The 18,622-nt window shown below is 47.0% G+C and carries 16 protein-coding genes; 10 read left to right on the forward strand and 6 right to left on the reverse strand.

Annotation, left to right across the window (positions count from 1 at the left end; translation table 11 throughout):
* Nucleotides 1-975 carry a protein translocase subunit SecF gene (secF, locus tag AOC19_RS07925; RefSeq protein WP_215375730.1) on the forward strand — a complete coding sequence of 325 codons (975 nt, stop codon included), beginning with the start codon at nucleotides 1-3 and terminating at the stop codon, nucleotides 973-975.
* Here the strand turns inward: secF and AOC19_RS07930 are convergent.
* Both AOC19_RS07930 and purB read right to left on the reverse strand, forming a co-directional pair.
* Nucleotides 972-2,354, reverse strand: coding sequence for a 3-deoxy-D-manno-octulosonic acid transferase (locus AOC19_RS07930; protein ID WP_353055743.1), 1,383 nt, complete (start codon nucleotides 2,352-2,354; stop codon nucleotides 972-974). The genes secF and AOC19_RS07930 overlap by 4 nt on opposite strands.
* Nucleotides 2,351-3,730, reverse strand: coding sequence for an adenylosuccinate lyase (purB, locus tag AOC19_RS07935; protein WP_215375732.1), 1,380 nt, complete (start codon nucleotides 3,728-3,730; stop codon nucleotides 2,351-2,353). The genes AOC19_RS07930 and purB overlap by 4 nt, the downstream gene beginning before the upstream one ends.
* Nucleotides 3,731-3,815: 85 nt before the next feature.
* On the opposite strand from purB, the gene AOC19_RS07940 reads away from it, so the two are divergent.
* The gene (locus AOC19_RS07940) at nucleotides 3,816-4,430 is read left to right on the forward strand and encodes a glutathione S-transferase N-terminal domain-containing protein (protein WP_215375735.1); all 615 of its coding nucleotides are present in this window, start codon (nucleotides 3,816-3,818) and stop codon (nucleotides 4,428-4,430) included.
* A 26-nt stretch (nucleotides 4,431-4,456) separates the two neighbouring features.
* On the opposite strand, the gene mnmA is transcribed toward AOC19_RS07940, so the two are convergent.
* On the reverse strand, nucleotides 4,457-5,572 hold the full coding sequence (gene mnmA, locus AOC19_RS07945) for a tRNA 2-thiouridine(34) synthase MnmA (protein WP_215375738.1): 1,116 nt from the start codon (nucleotides 5,570-5,572) through the stop codon (nucleotides 4,457-4,459).
* Between the two features lie 176 nt (nucleotides 5,573-5,748).
* Between mnmA and AOC19_RS07950 the strand changes: the two genes are divergently transcribed.
* From AOC19_RS07950 to AOC19_RS07965, 4 genes are all read left to right on the forward strand, one after another.
* A complete protein-coding gene (locus tag AOC19_RS07950; protein ID WP_215375741.1) occupies nucleotides 5,749-6,879 on the forward strand; it encodes a Re/Si-specific NAD(P)(+) transhydrogenase subunit alpha in 1,131 nt (376 codons plus the stop codon).
* A gap of 24 nt (nucleotides 6,880-6,903) precedes the next feature.
* Nucleotides 6,904-7,242, forward strand: coding sequence for a proton-translocating transhydrogenase family protein (locus tag AOC19_RS07955; protein WP_011903634.1), 339 nt, complete (start codon nucleotides 6,904-6,906; stop codon nucleotides 7,240-7,242).
* Between the two features lie 32 nt (nucleotides 7,243-7,274).
* Nucleotides 7,275-8,642: an NAD(P)(+) transhydrogenase (Re/Si-specific) subunit beta gene (locus AOC19_RS07960; RefSeq protein WP_215375744.1), complete on the forward strand. Its 1,368-nt coding sequence runs from the start codon at nucleotides 7,275-7,277 to the stop codon at nucleotides 8,640-8,642.
* A gap of 107 nt (nucleotides 8,643-8,749) precedes the next feature.
* Nucleotides 8,750-9,715, forward strand: a complete 966-nt coding sequence (locus AOC19_RS07965; RefSeq protein ID WP_215375747.1) for a Bug family tripartite tricarboxylate transporter substrate binding protein — start codon at nucleotides 8,750-8,752, stop codon at nucleotides 9,713-9,715.
* 96 nt (nucleotides 9,716-9,811) lie between these two features.
* Here the strand turns inward: AOC19_RS07965 and groL are convergent, their stop codons facing one another.
* Both groL and AOC19_RS07975 read right to left on the reverse strand, forming a co-directional pair.
* On the reverse strand, nucleotides 9,812-11,464 hold the full coding sequence (gene groL / locus AOC19_RS07970; protein ID WP_015421938.1) for a chaperonin GroEL: 1,653 nt from the start codon (nucleotides 11,462-11,464) through the stop codon (nucleotides 9,812-9,814).
* Between the two features lie 26 nt (nucleotides 11,465-11,490).
* The gene (locus AOC19_RS07975) at nucleotides 11,491-11,781 is read right to left on the reverse strand and encodes a co-chaperone GroES (RefSeq protein WP_015421939.1); all 291 of its coding nucleotides are present in this window, start codon (nucleotides 11,779-11,781) and stop codon (nucleotides 11,491-11,493) included.
* A 318-nt stretch (nucleotides 11,782-12,099) separates the two neighbouring features.
* Here AOC19_RS07975 and AOC19_RS07980 point away from each other — a divergent pair, with 318 nt between their 5' ends.
* From AOC19_RS07980 to dacB, 4 genes are read left to right on the forward strand one after another with little or no spacing between them, the layout of a single operon-like run.
* The gene (locus AOC19_RS07980) at nucleotides 12,100-12,927 is read left to right on the forward strand and encodes a diguanylate phosphodiesterase (protein ID WP_215375750.1); all 828 of its coding nucleotides are present in this window, start codon (nucleotides 12,100-12,102) and stop codon (nucleotides 12,925-12,927) included.
* Entirely contained in the window at nucleotides 12,927-13,550 is a 624-nt protein-coding gene (locus AOC19_RS07985; RefSeq protein ID WP_046330786.1) for a response regulator transcription factor, read from the forward strand. The genes AOC19_RS07980 and AOC19_RS07985 overlap by 1 nt, the downstream gene beginning before the upstream one ends.
* Before the next feature lie 22 nt (nucleotides 13,551-13,572).
* Entirely contained in the window at nucleotides 13,573-15,972 is a 2,400-nt protein-coding gene (locus AOC19_RS07990; protein ID WP_251368016.1) for a response regulator, read from the forward strand.
* 48 nt (nucleotides 15,973-16,020) lie between these two features.
* The gene (gene dacB, locus AOC19_RS07995; RefSeq protein WP_215375757.1) at nucleotides 16,021-17,580 is read left to right on the forward strand and encodes a D-alanyl-D-alanine carboxypeptidase/D-alanyl-D-alanine endopeptidase; all 1,560 of its coding nucleotides are present in this window, start codon (nucleotides 16,021-16,023) and stop codon (nucleotides 17,578-17,580) included.
* On the opposite strand, the gene AOC19_RS08000 is transcribed toward dacB, so the two are convergent.
* Nucleotides 17,526-18,620 carry an L-threonylcarbamoyladenylate synthase gene (locus AOC19_RS08000; protein WP_215375760.1) on the reverse strand — a complete coding sequence of 365 codons (1,095 nt, stop codon included), beginning with the start codon at nucleotides 18,618-18,620 and terminating at the stop codon, nucleotides 17,526-17,528. The two genes, dacB and AOC19_RS08000, sit on opposite strands and share 55 nt — an antisense overlap.
* Nucleotides 18,621-18,622 lie beyond the last annotated feature (2 nt).

An 18,622-nucleotide genomic window follows, 5' to 3' on the forward strand; every position in this document is an offset into this window, starting at 1 on the left:
ATGGAATTTTTCCGGATCAAAAAAGATATTCCTTTTATGCGCCATGCATTGGCGCTCAATGCGATCTCTTTATTCACTTTTTTTGCTGCTGTTTTCTTCCTCTGGCAAAACGGTCTTCACCTATCGATTGAGTTCACTGGCGGCACAGTGATGGAGGTTTCCTATCCACAAACCGCTCCTCTCGATTCAATTAGATCGAAGGTAGAAAAGCTCGGCTACGCCGATACCCAAATCCAAAACTTTGGTAGTTCACGTGACGTCATGATTCGTCTGCCGCTACAGAAAGATGCTGAAGGAAAAATCATTTCCTCTGCTGATCAAAGTGCAGCCGTTATGCAAGCGCTTGAGCCGGCCAATTCTGGAGTCAAGTTGCAGCGCGTAGAGTTTGTTGGCCCCCAAGTTGGTCGTGAGCTAGCGATCGATGGATTGATGGCTCTACTATTTGTGATCATCGGGATCGTGATTTACCTCTCCTTCCGCTTTGAGTGGAAATTTGCTGTCGCAGGCATCATCGCAAACTTGCATGACATCGTGATTATTCTTGGCTTCTTTGCCTTCTTCCAATGGGAATTCTCACTCTCCGTATTGGCTGCAGTTTTGGCTGTATTGGGCTACTCTGTAAATGAATCTGTGGTGATCTTTGACCGTATTCGCGAGAACTTCCGCAAATACCGCAAGATGAGTACCCGCGAAGTGATTGATAATGCAATTACGAGCACCATTAGCCGTACCGTGATTACACACGGCAGTACTGAAATGATGGTTTTGGCAATGCTGATTTTTGGTGGCCCCACCCTCTTCTACTTTGCCCTAGCACTCACTATCGGTATTTTGTTCGGTATCTACTCCTCGGTATTCGTGGCAGCAGCTCTAGCTATGTGGCTTGGTGTCACCAGAGAGGATTTGATTAAGGGCGATAAAAAGCCAGATGATGTTGCCCGCAACGATGACCCCAACTTTGGGGCGCAAGTTTAATTTAGACTGAAATTCTGATGCTCAAGGGCGGCTAATATTTTCTTAGTCGCACCTTGATGCTCAATCGAGTAAGCCCTTGCGGCGCTCGACATCTTTGCCAGTTCGGCAGTATTCAAAAGCAATTCTTTTAATGTTTCCATCAGAGCAATTGGTTCGCCCAGGATGAGCTCACCCTTGACGCGCTTTGCAGCGCCCATCTCGATAGCATCTAATGCGGCCTGCTGGAAATTATAGGTATGCTCACCAAGCAATACTGGACATCCAGTGGCACAGGCCTCAATCAGGTTCTGTCCACCAAAAGGAAGCAGGCTGCCACCCATGACTACAAGGTCAGCAGCACTGTAGTACATCGGCATCTCGCCCATGGAGTCACCCAAAATTACATCCACATCGACATCAATATTGGGTATTTCGCTCCACTCCGTACGACGTCTAAAACTCAAGCCAGCTTCATGAATTTGATTGGCAACATCGGAGAAGCGCTCAGGATGACGCGGCACTAAGCAGAGTAATGGCGCAATCCCAAAGGCATTAGAAAGTAAGAGGTCCTTCCAGGCCTTGAGAATGATTACCTCTTCACCGTCACGAGTACTGGCAGCGCAAATCATCAAACGCCGATTCAAATGCAACTCTTGCTTCCAAGATTCACCTCGCTGAACTAATTCTGAATCAAGCGGCACATCAAATTTGAGATTACCAACGATCTCCACCCTCTTAACACCAAGACTACGATAGCGATCAGCATCGAGTTGCGTTTGAGCCAAGATACTCGTAAATGCCTGAAATAAAGATCTACCGGCGCTACCGAATCGATTGACTCGACGAGCGCTACGCTCGGATAGGCGCGCGTTTACTAAAAATAATGGCAGGCCAATTTCTGCGCAATAAAACACAACAGTTGGCCAAGCCTCAGTCTCCATCAGCAAACCGAACTTGGGCTTGAATGCGCGAATGAAGTTAGCAACAGACCAGCATAGATCATAGGGAAGATATACCTGGCGCAGCGTACCTGCGGCAATGGCTTTCGCAAATAAAGCAGTACCAGTACGACGACCATTGAGGGTCATATGGGTCAGTAGTACTGTTTCACCGCGCTTGAGATAAGCCTCTATCAGAGGCTGAGCAGCTCTAGTTTCACCAACAGACACCGCATGAATCCAAACCGACCCCCGAGTAATCGTATTGCCATAGGAAAAACCAAGGCGCTCAGCGAAGTGATTTAAATATTCAGATGAGTGTCGCGTGCGCCAGGCCAGACGAATGAATGCAAACGGCAATAAGAGATGCCAAAGCAGTTGATAAACAGCAAACCAGATCTTGGGGCGGGCACCGTATTGCGAATCCTGCGGTGCGCGCCCAAGGCTTGGAGTCAAACTCACTTTTTCAGACGTTCGGTCAACTCGACCGCCTTACCTAAATAAGAAGATGGGGTCATCTCAAGCAACAAAGCTTTGGCATCATCCGGAATTTGCAAGCCGCGAATGAAAGTTTGTAAATCGGCTTGATTAATTCCTTTGCCGCGAGTGAGCTCTTTGAGTTGCTCATACGGATTCTCAATCCCATAACGACGCATTACGGTCTGCACTGGCTCTGCCAATACTTCCCAGCACTCATCTAAGTCTGCAGCAATTGCAGCATGGTTCACTTCCAGCTTACCTAAACCACGCAAGGCGCTGTCATAAGCTAAAACGCTGTGACCAAAGGCTGGGCCTAGGTTGCGTAATACGGTTGAATCAGTGAGATCACGCTGCCAGCGAGAAATCGGTAACTTCTCGGCTAGATGACGCAATAAGGCATTAGCTACGCCTAAGTTACCTTCAGAATTTTCAAAGTCAATTGGGTTCACTTTGTGTGGCATGGTTGATGAACCAATCTCACCAGCCTTAGTGCGTTGCTTAAAGTAACCAATCGAAATGTAGGCCCAAAAATCACGATCCATGTCCAACAAGATTGTGTTGGCGCGAGCAATTGCATCAAACAACTCAGCCATCCCATCGTGTGGCTCAATCTGAATCGTATATGGATTAAATGTGAGGCCTAAGCGCTTCTCAACGACATTCTTAGAAAAATTTTCCCAATCAAAATGAGGGTAAGCAGATAAATGCGCGTTGTAATTGCCAACCGCACCATTCATTTTTCCCAGTAAGGGTACTGCCGCAATCGTTGCAATCGCTCGCTCTAAGCGCTTAGCGATATTAGCCAGCTCTTTACCCAATGTGCTTGGTGAGGCAGGCTGGCCATGGGTACGCGACAACAAAGGTACCTTGGCATTCTCGATCGCTAAATCAGTTAATACAGAAAGGACTTTTCTGAGTTGTGGCAACAATACTTCGTCGCGTGCCCCGCGCAACATCAAACCATGCGAGGTGTTGTTGATATCTTCTGAGGTACAAGCAAAGTGAATAAACTCACTGGCTTTCAATAGGTCTGGACGACCAGCTACTTTTTCTTTTAAGAAATATTCAACCGCTTTGACATCATGATTGGTTACTGCCTCGATATCTTTAATGCGTTGTGCATCGGCATCGGAAAAGTTTTCAGGCAGTGACAATAAAAACGCTTCATCTGCCGCGCTAATTTTAGGCACATCTGGCAGACCTGCGGCAGCCAAAGCCAACAGCCAATGAATCTCTACAAACACCCGCTGACGCATAAATGCAGCTTCGGATAACCAAGGGCGTAAGGCATCTAGCTTTCCGGCATAGCGGCCGTCTAAGGGAGAAAGTGCATTGAGGGTAGAAATCGGCTGACTCACGAATATTGCCTTTACATTGAATATGTCAATAAACCCTGATTTTAATCGTTCTTGGGGACAACCCAATTTGGCTATACTGAGCCACATGAAACTAATCGGATCTCTCACCAGCCCCTACGTACGCAAGGTACGCATTGTTTTTTCGGAAAAAAAGGTTGATGTAGACCTCGAGCTCGAGAATGTCTGGGCCGCAGAAACCAAAATCGCCCAAAACAACCCCTTAGGCAAGATTCCCTGCTTAATTTTGGATGATGGCGAAGTCATTTATGACTCCCGAGTCATTGCGGAGTATGCCGATACCCTCAGTCCTGTAAGCAAACTCATTCCAGCCGGTAGCCGCGAGCGTGCCGCAGTCAAAACATGGGAAGCGCTGGCTGATGGAGTGGATGATGCTGGTATTTTGGCTCGTTTAGAACATACATTTCATACACCAGAGCAGCAGAGCAATGCCTGGCTAGAACGCCAAATGGGCAAAATTAATGGCGCATTAGCCCAAATGTCTCGTGAATTAGGTGAAAACGCCTGGTGCCATGGCAACCAGATGACCTTGGCAGATATTGCAGTGGGATGCGCATTAGGTTACATGTTGTTCCGCTTCCCTAATGTCGCCTGGCAAGCCCAATACCCGAACCTGGACGCTTTATATCAAAAGTTGATGCTCAGGCCTTCCTTTGCTGAAACAGCGCCTCCAGCAGCCTAAATCAGGTAATAGCTAATGAAAGGCGCTTAGGCGGAAATAATTCCGCCGCCTAAGCAGATATCTCCGTCATATAGAACGGCAGACTGGCCTGGGGTCACTGCCCACTGAGCCTCTGGAAAAGCCAGTTCAAAGCTCAAAGGTCCTTCTACTCTAGTAGTAAGTGAGCATGCTGAGTCGGCCTGGCGATAACGGGTTTTTGCTGAATACTGCCCAGGTGTAGGCGCCACTCCATCTACCCAGCTAGCATCTATTGCAGAGAGTTGCTTAGCCAACAGCCATGGATGTTCGTGACCTTGCGCTACATATAGCGTGTTGTTGGCCACATCTTTACGCGCCACATACCAAGCATCGCCATTGCCATCTTGACTGCCGCCTAGACCAATGCCCTTGCGCTGCCCTAAGGTAAAGAAGGCTAGCCCCATATGCTCTCCTACCGTTTTACCTTCTGGAGTTTTAATCGGCCCTGGGGTGCGCGGCAAATAGCGGTTTAAGAACTCCCGGAAAGGGCGCTCACCAATAAAGCAAATACCAGTGGAATCTTTTTTGCGCGCATTGTGCAAACCAATTTGCTCGGCAATCTTACGCACTTCTGTCTTTGGAATCTCCCCAAGTGGGAAGAGCACATTTGCTAATTGAGTTTGAGTTAAGCGGTGTAAGAAGTAGCTTTGGTCTTTACTAGCATCCAGCGCTTTCAATAACTGTACCCGGCCACCCTGATGTCGAACCCGCGCATAGTGGCCAGTGGCAATAGCATCTGCACCCAAACTCATGGCGTGATCTAAAAAAGCTTTGAACTTAATTTCTGCATTACAGAGCACGTCGGGGTTGGGGGTTCGCCCTGCAGCGTATTCCCGCAAAAACTCCGCAAATACCCGTTCGCGATACTCAGCAGCAAAATTGACCGCTTCGACATCAATTCCAATCAAATCAGCCACAGACACCACATCCAACCAATCCTGACGGGCGGAGCAATACTCATCACTGTCATCGTCTTCCCAGTTTTTCATGAAAAGGCCAATCACCTCATAGCCTTGCTGCTTCAGCATCCAGGCCGCAACAGACGAATCTACCCCTCCAGACATGCCCACAACGACTTTGGATGGTTTTGAGGCGGGTATTGCGGAAGAATTGAGCGGGATCATCAAAAAATGCGAGAATTCAATATAAGCTGAAAACCCCATTGTAGAAGCCTTAACTCAAGTTAGCCTCAAGAGCTGTAATGAGATGGCATAAAACATCAGGGTATGCATATATATGTGTATTCGCGTATATATACCTAAAATAGATTATTTGAATCATTAGCATTTGGAGACATGCCATGCGCATAGGAGTACCGCTGGAAATCAGACCTGGGGAAACTCGGGTTGCCGCCACACCGGAAACCGTTAAGAAGCTGATTGGCCAAGGCCATACAGTTGTTATTCAAAAGGATGCAGGTGTTACCGCCAGCCAACCAGACTCTGCGTACGAAGCAGTTGGGGCGACTATTGGTAGCGCAGCAGATGCCTTTGGAGCGGAGATCGTTCTGAAAGTGCGTGCGCCCGAAGCAGCAGAGCTAAAGCAAATTAAAGCAGGCAGCGTGCTACTTGGCATGCTCGATCCATTTGATAACGACAATATTGCTGCGATGGCTGCACAAGGTGTGACTGCATTCTCTCTAGAGGCCGCCCCACGAACCACTCGCGCCCAAAGCATGGACGTTTTATCTTCACAAGCGAATATTGCAGGTTACAAAGCAGTGATGGTCGCTGCCAATGAGTATCAGCGTTTCATGCCGATGTTGATGACTGCAGCAGGAACCGTTAAAGCAGCTCGCGTACTGATCTTGGGTGCCGGTGTCGCTGGTCTCCAAGCGATTGCAACTGCAAAGCGTTTAGGCGCTGTTATCGAGGCATCTGATGTACGCCCTGCCGCTAAAGAGCAAATTGAATCTCTTGGCGCTAAGTTTGTCGACGTTCCTTATGAGACGGATGAAGAACGTGAAATCGCTCAAGGTGTTGGTGGCTATGCGCGTCCAATGCCAGAAGCTTGGATGAAGCGTCAAGCAGCTCTGGTTGCTGAACGTGCTCAACAAGCTGACATCGTTATTACTACCGCTTTGATTCCAGGTCGTAAGCCACCAGTCTTATTGCACAGCGATACCGTTGCCAATATGAAAGCGGGCTCTATCGTGATTGACTTAGCAGCTGGTCGCGGTGACAACGGTTCAGGCAACTGCCCTTTGACAGAGGCTGACAAGATCGTCGTAAAAAATGGTGTGAAGATTATTGGCTACACCAATCTAGCTAGCATGGTAGCTGCAGATGCTTCCGCTCTGTATGCGCGTAACTTGCTTGACTTCATGAAGCTCATCGTTGACGCAGAAGCGAAGTTAGTTATCCCAACGGATGACGATATCGTTAGCGCCTGTCTCATGTGTCGTGACGGCCAAGCCGTCCGTAAAAACTAATAGAACCCATTCGAAGGAAACATCATGGATCTCGCTGCTTTTCAAAGCATCCTCACAGTCCAAAACATCACCGTGTTTGTATTGGCCATTTTTGTTGGCTATCACGTAGTTTGGAACGTTACCCCTGCACTCCACACTCCACTCATGGCGGTTACCAACGCTATTTCTGGAATCATTATTGTTGGCGCCTTACTTCAAACTGAAGTGATTGGTGGCGATGAAATCACCCTCACCAGCATCATTGGTGCAGTGGCAGTCTTCTTAGCCTCAATCAATATTTTTGGTGGCTTTATGGTCACCCGTCGCATGCTTGAAATGTTCAAGAAAAAGGCCCCTAAGGCTGATGCGGCTGGAACTAAATAAAACTAGAACAAGATCTTATAGAGACCACAATAATGTCAAACATAACCGCGATTTCCTATCTCATTTCCTCGGTGCTTTTCATCCTCGCTCTGCGTGGATTGTCTTCGCCAACTACTTCACGCCAAGGTAACACCTTCGGCATGATCGGCATGCTGCTTGCCGTGATTACTACCTTCATGATTCCCGACTTCAAGCCAGTCTTCTCATTGATAGTTGGTGCAATTGTTGGCGGTGCTGTCATTGGAATCATTGCTGCTAAGCGCGTGCAAATGACTAAAATGCCTGAGCTCGTAGCGCTCATGCACTCATTTGTTGGCTTATCAGCTGTATTGATTGCTATCGCAGCGGTATACAACCCAGCGCATGACCATACTGGCGCTCAAAAGATTGAACTCTTTATTGGCGCATTCATTGGTGCAATCACCTTTACTGCTTCAGTCATTGCCTTCGGCAAACTTTCCGGTAAAGTGAGCGGCAAGCCAGTGACATTTGCTGGACAGCATTTACTGAACCTCATCCTAGCAATTGGTATGGTTGGTGGTGGCGTCATGTACTTCATGACCGGTAGCCACGAAGCATTCTTAGTGATGTGTGCAATCGCATTGGTATTGGGTGTGACTTTAATCATCCCAATCGGCGGAGCGGATATGCCAGTTGTTGTATCGATGCTCAACAGCTACTCTGGGTGGGCAGCTGCTGGTATTGGCTTCACCTTAAATAACCCAGTCCTGATCATCGCCGGCGCCTGCGTAGGCTCTTCTGGCGCAATTCTCTCTTACATCATGTGTAAAGCGATGAACCGCTCCATCTTGGCTGTATTGCTTGGTGGCTTTGGTGCTGAAGCTTCTGCTAGTGGCGCTGATGATGGCGGTCCAAAGAACTACAAAACTGGCTCCCCAGAAGATGCTGCCTTCCTAATGGAGAATGCGGACACCGTTGTGATCGTTCCTGGCTACGGCTTAGCAGTTGCGCGCGCTCAGCATGCGCTGAAAGAATTGACCGAGAAGTTAACTCATCACGGCGTCACTGTGAAGTATGCGATTCACCCAGTTGCCGGTCGTATGCCTGGTCATATGAACGTATTGCTGGCAGAGGCTGAAGTCCCCTACGATCAAGTATTTGAGATGGAAGACATCAACAGTGACTTTGGTCAGGCTGACGTGGTTCTAGTACTTGGTGCGAACGACGTGGTCAACCCTGCCGCCCGCACACCAGGTAGCCCAATCTTCGGTATGCCAATCCTAGAGGCATTCAAAGCTAAAACCATTATCGTGAACAAGCGCTCCATGGCTGCCGGTTATGCTGGCCTTGATAACGAACTGTTCTACATGGATAAAACCATGATGGTCTTCGGTGACGCGAAGAAAGTAGTTGAAGATATGGTGAAGTCTGTCAGTTAAGTATTAAATCTTTCCAATAAAAGGCCGCCTACGGGCGGTTTTTTATTGCGTTAATATATCTATAGGCGCCTCTAGAGCGCTCAAAATAATATGAATTCGAGACAAAAATGAATATCAAAAAACATCTATTTCTAGTAATGGGTTTGGCTTGGATTGCATCCGTGCAGGCTCAGAATACTTACCCTAATCGACCAATTCAAATGATCATGCCTCTTCAAGCTGGTAGCGGTGTTGATATTTTGATGCGCCCAATTGTGCAAAAGATGGGCGAAAACTTAGGTCAAGCCATCACGATTGAAAATCTCCCTGGGGGTGCTGGTTTAATCGGGGCAACTAAAGTAGCCCAAGCTAATTCGGAAGGTTACATATTGGGCGCCTTTAACGACAGCATCTTGACGATGCTACCCAATCTGCACAAGAAAATTGATTACGACCCCGTCCAAAGTTTTGTCCCAGTCGCTGAAGTTGCTGCAATTACATTCGTGATGGTAGCCAACCCGTCTTTTCCGGGAAACACAGCTGCAGACTTAGTGCGCATAGCCAAGGAAAATCCAGGGAAAATTGATTACGCCTCAGGCGGTAATGGCTCTCCTCAGCATATTGGCATGGAAATCTTTCGTCAGTACACCGGAGCGCCATTAGTGCATATTCCCTACCGAGGAGCTGCGGCAGCAGTAACTGATGTCATGGCAGGCCAAGTTCCTGTGATGATTAGCGCTTTATCAGTTGTACTCCCTCACATTCGATCGGGGAAGTTAAAGGTATTAGGTATCACGAGTAAATCACGCTCTCCACTACTACCAAATGCGCCAACAGTCAGCGAGAGTGTAAAAGGCTATGAGTTCTCAACCTGGGGCGCCATCGTTGCACCCAAAGGCGCATCTCCAGCAGTTATTAGCAAACTTAATGATTCGCTGGCATTAGCACTGAAGGATCAGAAGCTACGCGATCAACTAGTTCAGCAAGGTTTTGAGTTTGTACCTTTGGGTCCAGATCATCTAAAAGAAATGATTGCCCAAGGTCTGGTAAAGATGAAAAAAGTTATCAAGGATGGTGGTATACAACCAGACTAAGCACTAACACTCGAAACACTTCAATAAAAAACGCCTGGTCTTTTGAACCAGGCGTTTTAGTTTCTACAGCTAGATAGCTGAGGAAATTTACGGCAATTACATCATGCCGCCCATTCCACCCATACCACCCATGCCGCCCATATCAGGCATGCCACCACCAGCGGAATCATCCTTTGGTGCTTCGCAGATTGCGCAATCAGTAGTCAACAATAAGGCTGCAACAGAAGCGGCATTAACCAATGCAGTTTTTGTTACCTTAGTTGGATCGATCACACCTTGAGCTACGAGGTCGCCGTATTCACCAGTTGCTGCGTTGTAGCCGTTGTTGCCCTTGCTAGCCAACACTGCATTAACAACTACGCTGGCTTCGTCACCTGCGTTAGAAACGATGATGCGAATTGGCTCTTCCATCGCGCGCAATACGATGTTGATACCAGCGTCTTGGTCAGCGTTATCGCCTTTCAAGCCCTTGATACCTTGCATTGCACGTAACAAAGCTACGCCACCGCCAGGAACAATACCTTCTTCAACCGCTGCACGAGTTGCATGCAATGCATCATCAACGCGGTCTTTCTTTTCTTTCATTTCAACTTCAGTAGCAGCACCAACACGAATCACTGCAACACCGCCTGCCAACTTGGCAACGCGCTCTTGCAATTTCTCTTTGTCGTAGTCACTAGTCGCTTCTTCGATCTGAACACGAATGTTCTTCACGCGCGCTTCGATTGCTTTAGCATCGCCAGCACCGTCAATGATGATGGTGTTTTCTTTGCCAACCTCGATGCGCTTCGCTTGACCCAAATGCTCGAGTGTTGTTTTCTCAAGTGTAAGGCCAATTTCTTCAGCGATTACTGTACCGCCAGTCAAGATTGCAATGTCTTCCAGCATGGCTTTACGACGGTCGCCAAAGCCTGGAGCCTTAACAGCGCAAGTCTTGATGATGCCGCGAATATTGTTCACAACCAAAGTTGCTAAGGCTTCGCCTTCAACATCCTCTGCAATGATCAACAATGGACGGCCAGACTTCGCTACTTGCTCGAGTACTGGGAGCAAGTCACGAATGTTGCTAACTTTCTTGTCAAACAAGAGAACGTATGGAGTTTCCAATACGGCAACTTGCTTTTCAGGTTGGTTAATAAAGTATGGGGAGAGGTAACCGCGGTCAAACTGCATACCTTCTACAACTTCAAGCTCATCTTCCAATGACTTACCATCTTCAACAGTGATAACACCTTCTTTACCTACTTTTTCCATTGCTTCAGCAATGCGCTGACCAATGCTGTGGTCGCTGTTAGCTGAGATTGAACCAACTTGAGCGATTTCTTTAGTGGTTGTGCAAGGCTTGCTGATTTTCTTGAGCTCTTCGATTGCAGCTGCTACAGCTTTGTCGATACCGCGCTTCAAGTCCATTGGGTTGTGACCTGAAACTACGTATTTCATACCTTCGCGAACGATAGACTGAGCCAATACAGTAGCGGTAGTTGTACCGTCACCAGCGATGTCATTAGTTTTGGAAGCAACTTCCTTCACCATCTGAGCACCCATGTTCTGGAGCTTGTCTTTGAGTTCGATTTCTTTTGCTACGGATACACCATCTTTAGTGATGGTTGGGCCGCCAAATGAACGCTCGATAACCACATTGCGACCTTTTGGCCCCAAAGTTGTTTTTACTGCGTTCGCAAGAATGTTTACGCCTTCTACCATCTTGGTACGGGCGTTATCTCCAAATACGACGTCTTTTGCTGCCATGATTGAGTTCCTTTCTTAGGTACCGATTACTTCTGTACAACAGCCATGATGTCTTCTTCGCGCATTACGAGAAGCTCATCGCTGCCGACCTTAACTGTTTGACCTGCATATTTGCCAAATAACACGCGATCGCCAACCTTGACGTCTGGTGCATTCAACTTGCCGCTGTCATCACGCTTGCCTGGGCCAACTGCCAATACTTCGCCTTGATCAGGCTTTTCAGCAGCAGCGTCCGGAATAATGATTCCAGAGGCGGTTTTTGATTCTTGATCTAAACGTTTAATGATTACGCGATCATGTAAAGGACGCAGATTCATTCCTTCTCCTATGTTAGTAAGTGTTAACTAATTAAAAAACCAATATAAATCAATGTGTTGCAATCTCTTAACACGAAGGCAACAAGCTTTTCAGCTGAATAAGCCTGTTTTAGCACTCGCGTGTAGGGAGTGCTGATTATATAGGTCTGAATCTAAAGATTTCAAGGGCGTATTCACCTTAAATTTCAAAAGGACTTCCTGCACTTTCTATAATGAAGGCAGGAAAGTAGGTAGATTCCTACATATAAATAAGCCTTAAGCCCTTACCGCTCCAATCCGTCCTGCCTAGACTGGCTATTCAATGATTGGAGAATGCTGATGAGCCCGAAATCCCGGCTGTACACGCTTGTAAAGGCTTGGAAGAACAAACCCTTCCAAGAAGTGCGCGATGCCTGCGGCCAGCCTTGGCTTGGTCTTAGCGGAGAAGCGCTAGAAGAGCACCAGTCCTGGTCCCAGCGACAAGCGATTAGTAACGAACCCATCTTTAATAGCCAAGGAAGCAAGCTGACGAGCTCTTTATTTAGACCATTACTGACTGCCAACGACAAACAGCTCCTCAGATTATTCATGGAGGGCCTGGATACGATTACCTATTGGTATCGCAGCGGTCGCTTTATTCCTGGCATCTTGCCCATACCAGCGAAAAACCTCACTTCCAGTGACTTCATTGATGCTTTGAGCGACCTGATCTTGAATTCTCGACTACCCGTTGGTCTAGTAAGCCTGGGAGTACACAAACTTGAGGATGCCGACTCCATGGATTCCTGCATGGAAGGTCTATTGCGCATGCGCCGCCTTGGCGTCTTAATCCATGCCCTCGATTTTTGTGGGGCCAACTCACAGATTCAATGGATTAAACACATGGAACCGGAGGGCATTCATATCGAGATGGGGCAATTCCGTACCGAAGGCTTGCCAAATGAAATGATTTCTCTTGGCCAGCAATTCCATTCCCAAATCTATGCCAGGAACATTACCTTGGTTAAGGATTTAGAAAATGCCATGGCGATGGGAGTACACCACTGCTATGGCGGACTGATGATGCCACCCTTAAGTCGTCATCAAATGCTACACGCGAGCGATAGCCGCATCGCCAAAGCCATTTTTTCGCTGCACCCTCATAAAAACCTAAATGGAGACAAGTAATGAGAAAACGCGTGATGTTGGTAGATGACCATCCAGCTATGCTGATGGCATTAAAAAGTATGTTGCAGGATCAATTGCTTTTTGAGATAGCAGGACAGGCGCAGCATGGAGAGGAGTGTCTACGCTCAATCAAAGAAGTAAATCCCAATATGGTGATATTGGATTTAGACATGCCCAAAACTGATGGCTTTGATGTAATCCGTCGGATTGGATTGATGCATCCAGAGGTTCGCATTCTGGTGCTATCTAGCCTAGATGAAGCAGTCTATGGTGGCAGGGTGCGATCCCTGGGCGCGCACGGCTTTGTGAATAAAACCGCTGGGGCAGATGTCATTTTGGCTGCATGCGTGGCCATCTCACAGGGATACACCTTCTTCACTCATGGAAAAAATGGCAATACCTCACTAAGCGATAACGATAAATTGGCGCTGATATCCGATCGCGAGTTGCAAGTCATGAAGTATCTCGGCAAAGGCAATACCAATCAGCAGATATCGGACTTATTGCACATTAGCAATAAGACAGTGGCAACCTATAAGACTAGAGTCTTTGACAAACTAGGCATTAACAATATTGCTGATTTGATCTTGTTCTGCCGCATGAACAACATCATCGAAAGCTAAAGCCAGTATGCATCGATTCATCTTGAAAAAAGTATTAGCGCTCTACTGTATCTATGGAGGCCTAGCGTATGCAGGTCCCTTTAGTACTGCAGAGCAATCATGGATCGATGCCCATCCTGTTGTGCGATTTAGTATTCATGAGAAATATGCGCCTTACCTCACTCCGGAAAATATGCGAGAAAGTGCGGGGCCTTTTAAGGCGCTGCTGTCAGAAATTGAAGAGTGCACAAAGCAGCAATATGTAGCAGTATGGAGAAAAACAGATTCAGAAGGCTTGAAGCAGCTCCGAACAGGCGAGGTAGATTTCATCATCGATCCGCCAAATATTAACGACCATGTTTTGAAATTCGGCTCTCTATCTGAAGCCATCTTTTGGGGGCATGATGCCGTCATCAGCAAAGCCTCTAGCAGACTGGACTCAGCCAATCTCAAGATTGGCTACTTTGATCGAGGTCTTGAAAATGCACCCTACAGTGAGAGCAAGGAAAGCCAAGCACCAGGCAACTTAATTCAATCCCTCATTAAAAGTGATATCGAGGCACTAGTTATGCCTATTCGCTTAGCACGTCAACTAATCCGTGAGGCCAACAATTCAGAGCTCAAAATTGACGGTTTATATCGTCGAGATCCTTTTGCATATCGCTGGCTCATTTCAGAGCAAGATGCCCCTTTACACGATGTATTAAGGCACTTTCTGAATGACTTAGATCCGATTGCTTCACGCCAGCTTTTTGCTTTAGACGATGAGCTCCAGTCAAAATCAACCCTGTTGCCTTGGCTCAGTGCCATCTTTGTGCTGATGATTAGCGGGGTCATGTTTTACCAACTACACAGAAAATATTTCCATCAAAAGAAAGCTGCCCTTGAGCTGCTGCACTCCAAGGAGTTAGCTGAAAAAGCAAATGCTGCCAAGTCTGCTTTTCTAGCGACGATGAGTCATGAAATTCGTACGCCAATGAATGCCATCTTGGGTGTTCAAGAACTACTTCTCGGTAGTGCGCAGTTTCCAAATAAAGATAAGCCTCTATTAAAAAGTGCTCAAGCATCCGCTGAATCTCTCTTGGGCATGCTAAATCAAGTGCTAGATATTTCTAAGATTGAGGCTGGCAAACTGACTCTCAATCTAGAGCCCTGTAATCCACATCAATTGATCATGGATATTCATGCGGCATTTTCTACGGTAGCTAAAAAGCAAGGGCTACTTCTCCACACTTCAATTGACCCCAGAATCGCCGAAGTACTCATGATTGATTCCTTGCGACTACGACAAGTTCTACAGAATTTACTCAGCAATGCAATTAAATTCACTTTCGAAGGTGAGGTGTACTTTTCGATCACCATCCTTGCAGATGATCATGCCGGCCAATTAATCGAGTTCCGGGTAATTGATACTGGGGTCGGAATGGGTAGCGATCAAATCAAGCTGGCTCTGCAGGCTTTTGAGCAATTACCCGCTGCCCAAGAGTCTTACCTATCCGAGCAAAAAAGGGGAACAGGACTTGGACTCACCATCACTAATCACCTAGTGAACTCGATGAATAGCCACCTCTATTTTGAAAGTGCCCCAGGCTTTGGAAGTAATGTTCACTTCTCAGTCGCCTTTCCCAGAACCAGCGCTGCAGCTCCACAGACTAAAAGCTTTGATTCAATCACCATAACACCTAAAGGCTTAAGGTCAAAAAGACCGGGGCGAAAAAACTGTGGCATCCATGCTCTGGTGGTTGAAGATCACCCAGCAAGTCGCCAAATTTTGTCACTTCAATTGGAGGCGCTTGGTATTCATACTTGTGTTTGTGAGAATGCTGATATTGCACTAGAGTTAATCAAAGACCATCACTTTGATCTCATGCTGACAGATCAATCTATGCCCGGAATGCAAGGCTCTCAATTAGCTCAACATATCCGAGCCCTAGGTAATCGTGACCTCATCATTATTGGTGTCACAGCCGATATCTATGCCCTAGACTCACGCCATCAATTTTTATCCTCGGGGATGAATGGCATTCTTATCAAGCCGCTGAGCTTAAGCGCACTTGAGAATGAACTCATGCGCTATTTTGATTCCGGCCCAGATTCCGTCTGTACGGATGAGCCTTATTCGTTTGATGCCTTCTCTAATCTCATCAAAGACGATCCGCATCAGATCTGCGTGATCTTGGAGGAGATTGAAAAAGTGCATCTGGACGCCTTGATGCAATTACGTCAAAACAATAATCAAGCCCCACTTAATGAAAAACAATTTCAGAGCCTGGTTCATAAAGTCAAAGGTGGCGCACAACTACTCCAAGCTACTCAATTCATTCAAGCCTGCCAAGCTCTTGAGGTCAGCAGCCCCCTTTTAGAGGGTATTGAGGAATTCATCGCATTACTAGAAGAGCAAAATCAAATAATCGAGGCCTACAAGAAAAGATATCAAGAGTAATGATGGGTAGTCTGCAGATCTTGCGCGCCAAGGTTTATCCTATAGGGAATGCACACTCGAAACACTTCGCTCGCTACCTCTGTCCTGCTGGCCAGCTTATTGAACTGCCTACTTCTCAGTACATGGGCACATTCTGCCGATCTAGTTTCCCAAGAAACTGCCCTTCAGTACATTCCGAAAGCTGTAGCCACTAGCCTTGAAAAGAGCCAAATCCCCAAAGAGGCCATCAGTATTTCAGTAGTGGAGATTGAGCCAGGGCGGGCTGGGAAAGTAATAGCAAAAACAGAGCTCGATTGGCGCTCTAAGCAGGCGATGAACCCTGCTTCTACTATGAAGCTCATCACCACCCTTACTGGCTTGGATGTATTGGGGCCCCAGTATCGTTGGCGCACAAACATTTATACCGATGGACTGATTCGACAAGGAACTCTCAAAGGCAATCTGTATTTACAGGGTACCGGTGATCCAAAGTTAATTCCCGAAGAATTCGCCAAAATGATGAAGGCCCTGCAAAATCTGGGCATCCAGAAAATTGATGGCAATTTATTTTTTGACAGAAGCGCCTATGCCCCCAGCGTCATGGAACATAACACCATTGATGGTGAATCATTACGCGCCTATAACGTACCACCCGATCCGCTGCTATACGCTTTTAGAACACTTTCATTTCAACTTGGCAAATCTCGTACCGCAGACTTTATCGATATTGGCTACACACCACCGCTATCTCAACTCAAAGTAATCAACCAAATGCAATTGGTAGATCAATCTTGCGATAGCTGGAAAAGCAATATTCGCTTTAACCTCGATCCAGAAGGCAATGGAACCACCACCAACCAACTGCTCACTGCGCAGTTCTCTGGTAGCTTTCCAAAAGCCTGTAAGGGCGTGAACTATAACGTTGTGGCTTTAGACGCCAACACCTTTCTGACGCAAGGTTTTGCAGCGGCCTGGGAGCTAGCTGGTGGATCTTGGACTCAAGCACCCATTGGAAAATCTGGTACCGTGCCTCTAGCAGCACGACTCCTGCTGCAGTTTGAGGGCATTCCTTTAGCTGATGGTGTACAAGACATTAACAAGTACTCCAATAATGTTATGGCCAGACAACTCATGCTGACCCTAGCTTTAGAAAAAATGGGTAAACCAGCGACTACTGAAAATGGTGAACTCGTCATTCAGAGTTGGTTAAAGGGTTTAGGGCTTCAGTTCCCAGAACTCGTGATTGAAAATGGTTCTGGGCTATCTCGCAATGAAGCCATTTCAGCCGAGCATTTGAATCAATTATTAGTTGCAGCTCGCAACTTGTCTGTGGCAGATACGTTTTATAACAGTCTACCGATTGCCGGCACAGATGGCACCATGCGCAATCGCCTCATGACGCATTTACGGAAATTTCTGCATTTAAAGAAAAAGCCTGAAGCGCGAATCAAGACGGGCTCACTTGCTGATGTCAGAGCCATATCAGGCTATGTGATGAGTAAGTCTGGAAAAATGTATGCAGTGACCTCATTCATTAATCACCCCAATGCTTGGAGAGGTTTAGAGGCGCATGATCAACTATTGGCGTGGCTACTAGATGATGGCCCAGAACCAAAACACGCACGCTGAAGACGATCTCGCACGCCATCCCACTCTTCCCCTGCTGGCGGCTCCGGAAATAAAATGAGATCCCAACCTTGTTGATCTAAATCTCGCAAAGAGCGATATAAACGACTTGCAAATGTAGTGCTATCACTTGGCACAATCACTTCCTCAAAATGTACCGATGGATGTCCATCCTCACCCAAGGAGGAATCTGAATCCCAAACCGCAACCGCTACCCGTGACTTAATATCCGGAAACTCGCTAAGCGCATCCAAGACTCTGCCTGATGAGTACATTCTTAATGGGGTTGTTGGGGCGTAATGGGCACGCAGACTGCCAGAAACTCTTGGTGTTTCGTTACCCTGTTTTGTTGAGTTGCTTTGACCAGGCAAATAGACTTTGATACCTGTCTTGGCAAAAATTTCTCCAGGCGTAATGAGCCCTGGTCGCAATAAGACTGGGTGATCACTAGAGGACAAATCGATGATGGTAGATTCAATTCCAACTTCGCAATCACCACCATCCAAAATCATCAGATCAAGCATGCCTTCAAACTCGCTGCGGACGTCGGCTGCACTGGTTGGTGACACCTTGCCAAAACGATTAGCTGATGGAGCAACTACTCCGCCCTTAAATTTACGCAATAGTTCTTGTGCAATAGGATGAGCGGGCGCACGAATGGCTACCGTATCCTGACCACCCGTAAGTTCATTTAGAACACTTTTATCTTTTTTAAAGACCAGAGTCAGCGGACCCGGCCAAAAGGCACTAACTAGTTTTAATGCGTCTTCTGACAAATCTCTTACCCACGGGGCTAAAACTGGAAGCCAATCAACTTGTGCTTGATCAAACTTATCAGGGGCTGCCAAGTGAACAATCAGCGGATGATTGGAGGGTCTACCCTTGGCAGTAAAGATCTGTTTGATTGCATCAGGGTTCTTTGCATCTGCCCCCAAACCATAAACTGTCTCAGTCGGAAAGGCGACTAAGCCACCATCTCGCAAAGTTTGAACTGCTTCATTAATTACCGCAGATGATTGTAGTGGGCTACTCTCGCTAGACATTT

The organism is Polynucleobacter asymbioticus (assembly GCF_018687575.1).
Classification (GTDB): Bacteria; Pseudomonadota; Gammaproteobacteria; order Burkholderiales; family Burkholderiaceae; genus Polynucleobacter; species Polynucleobacter asymbioticus_C.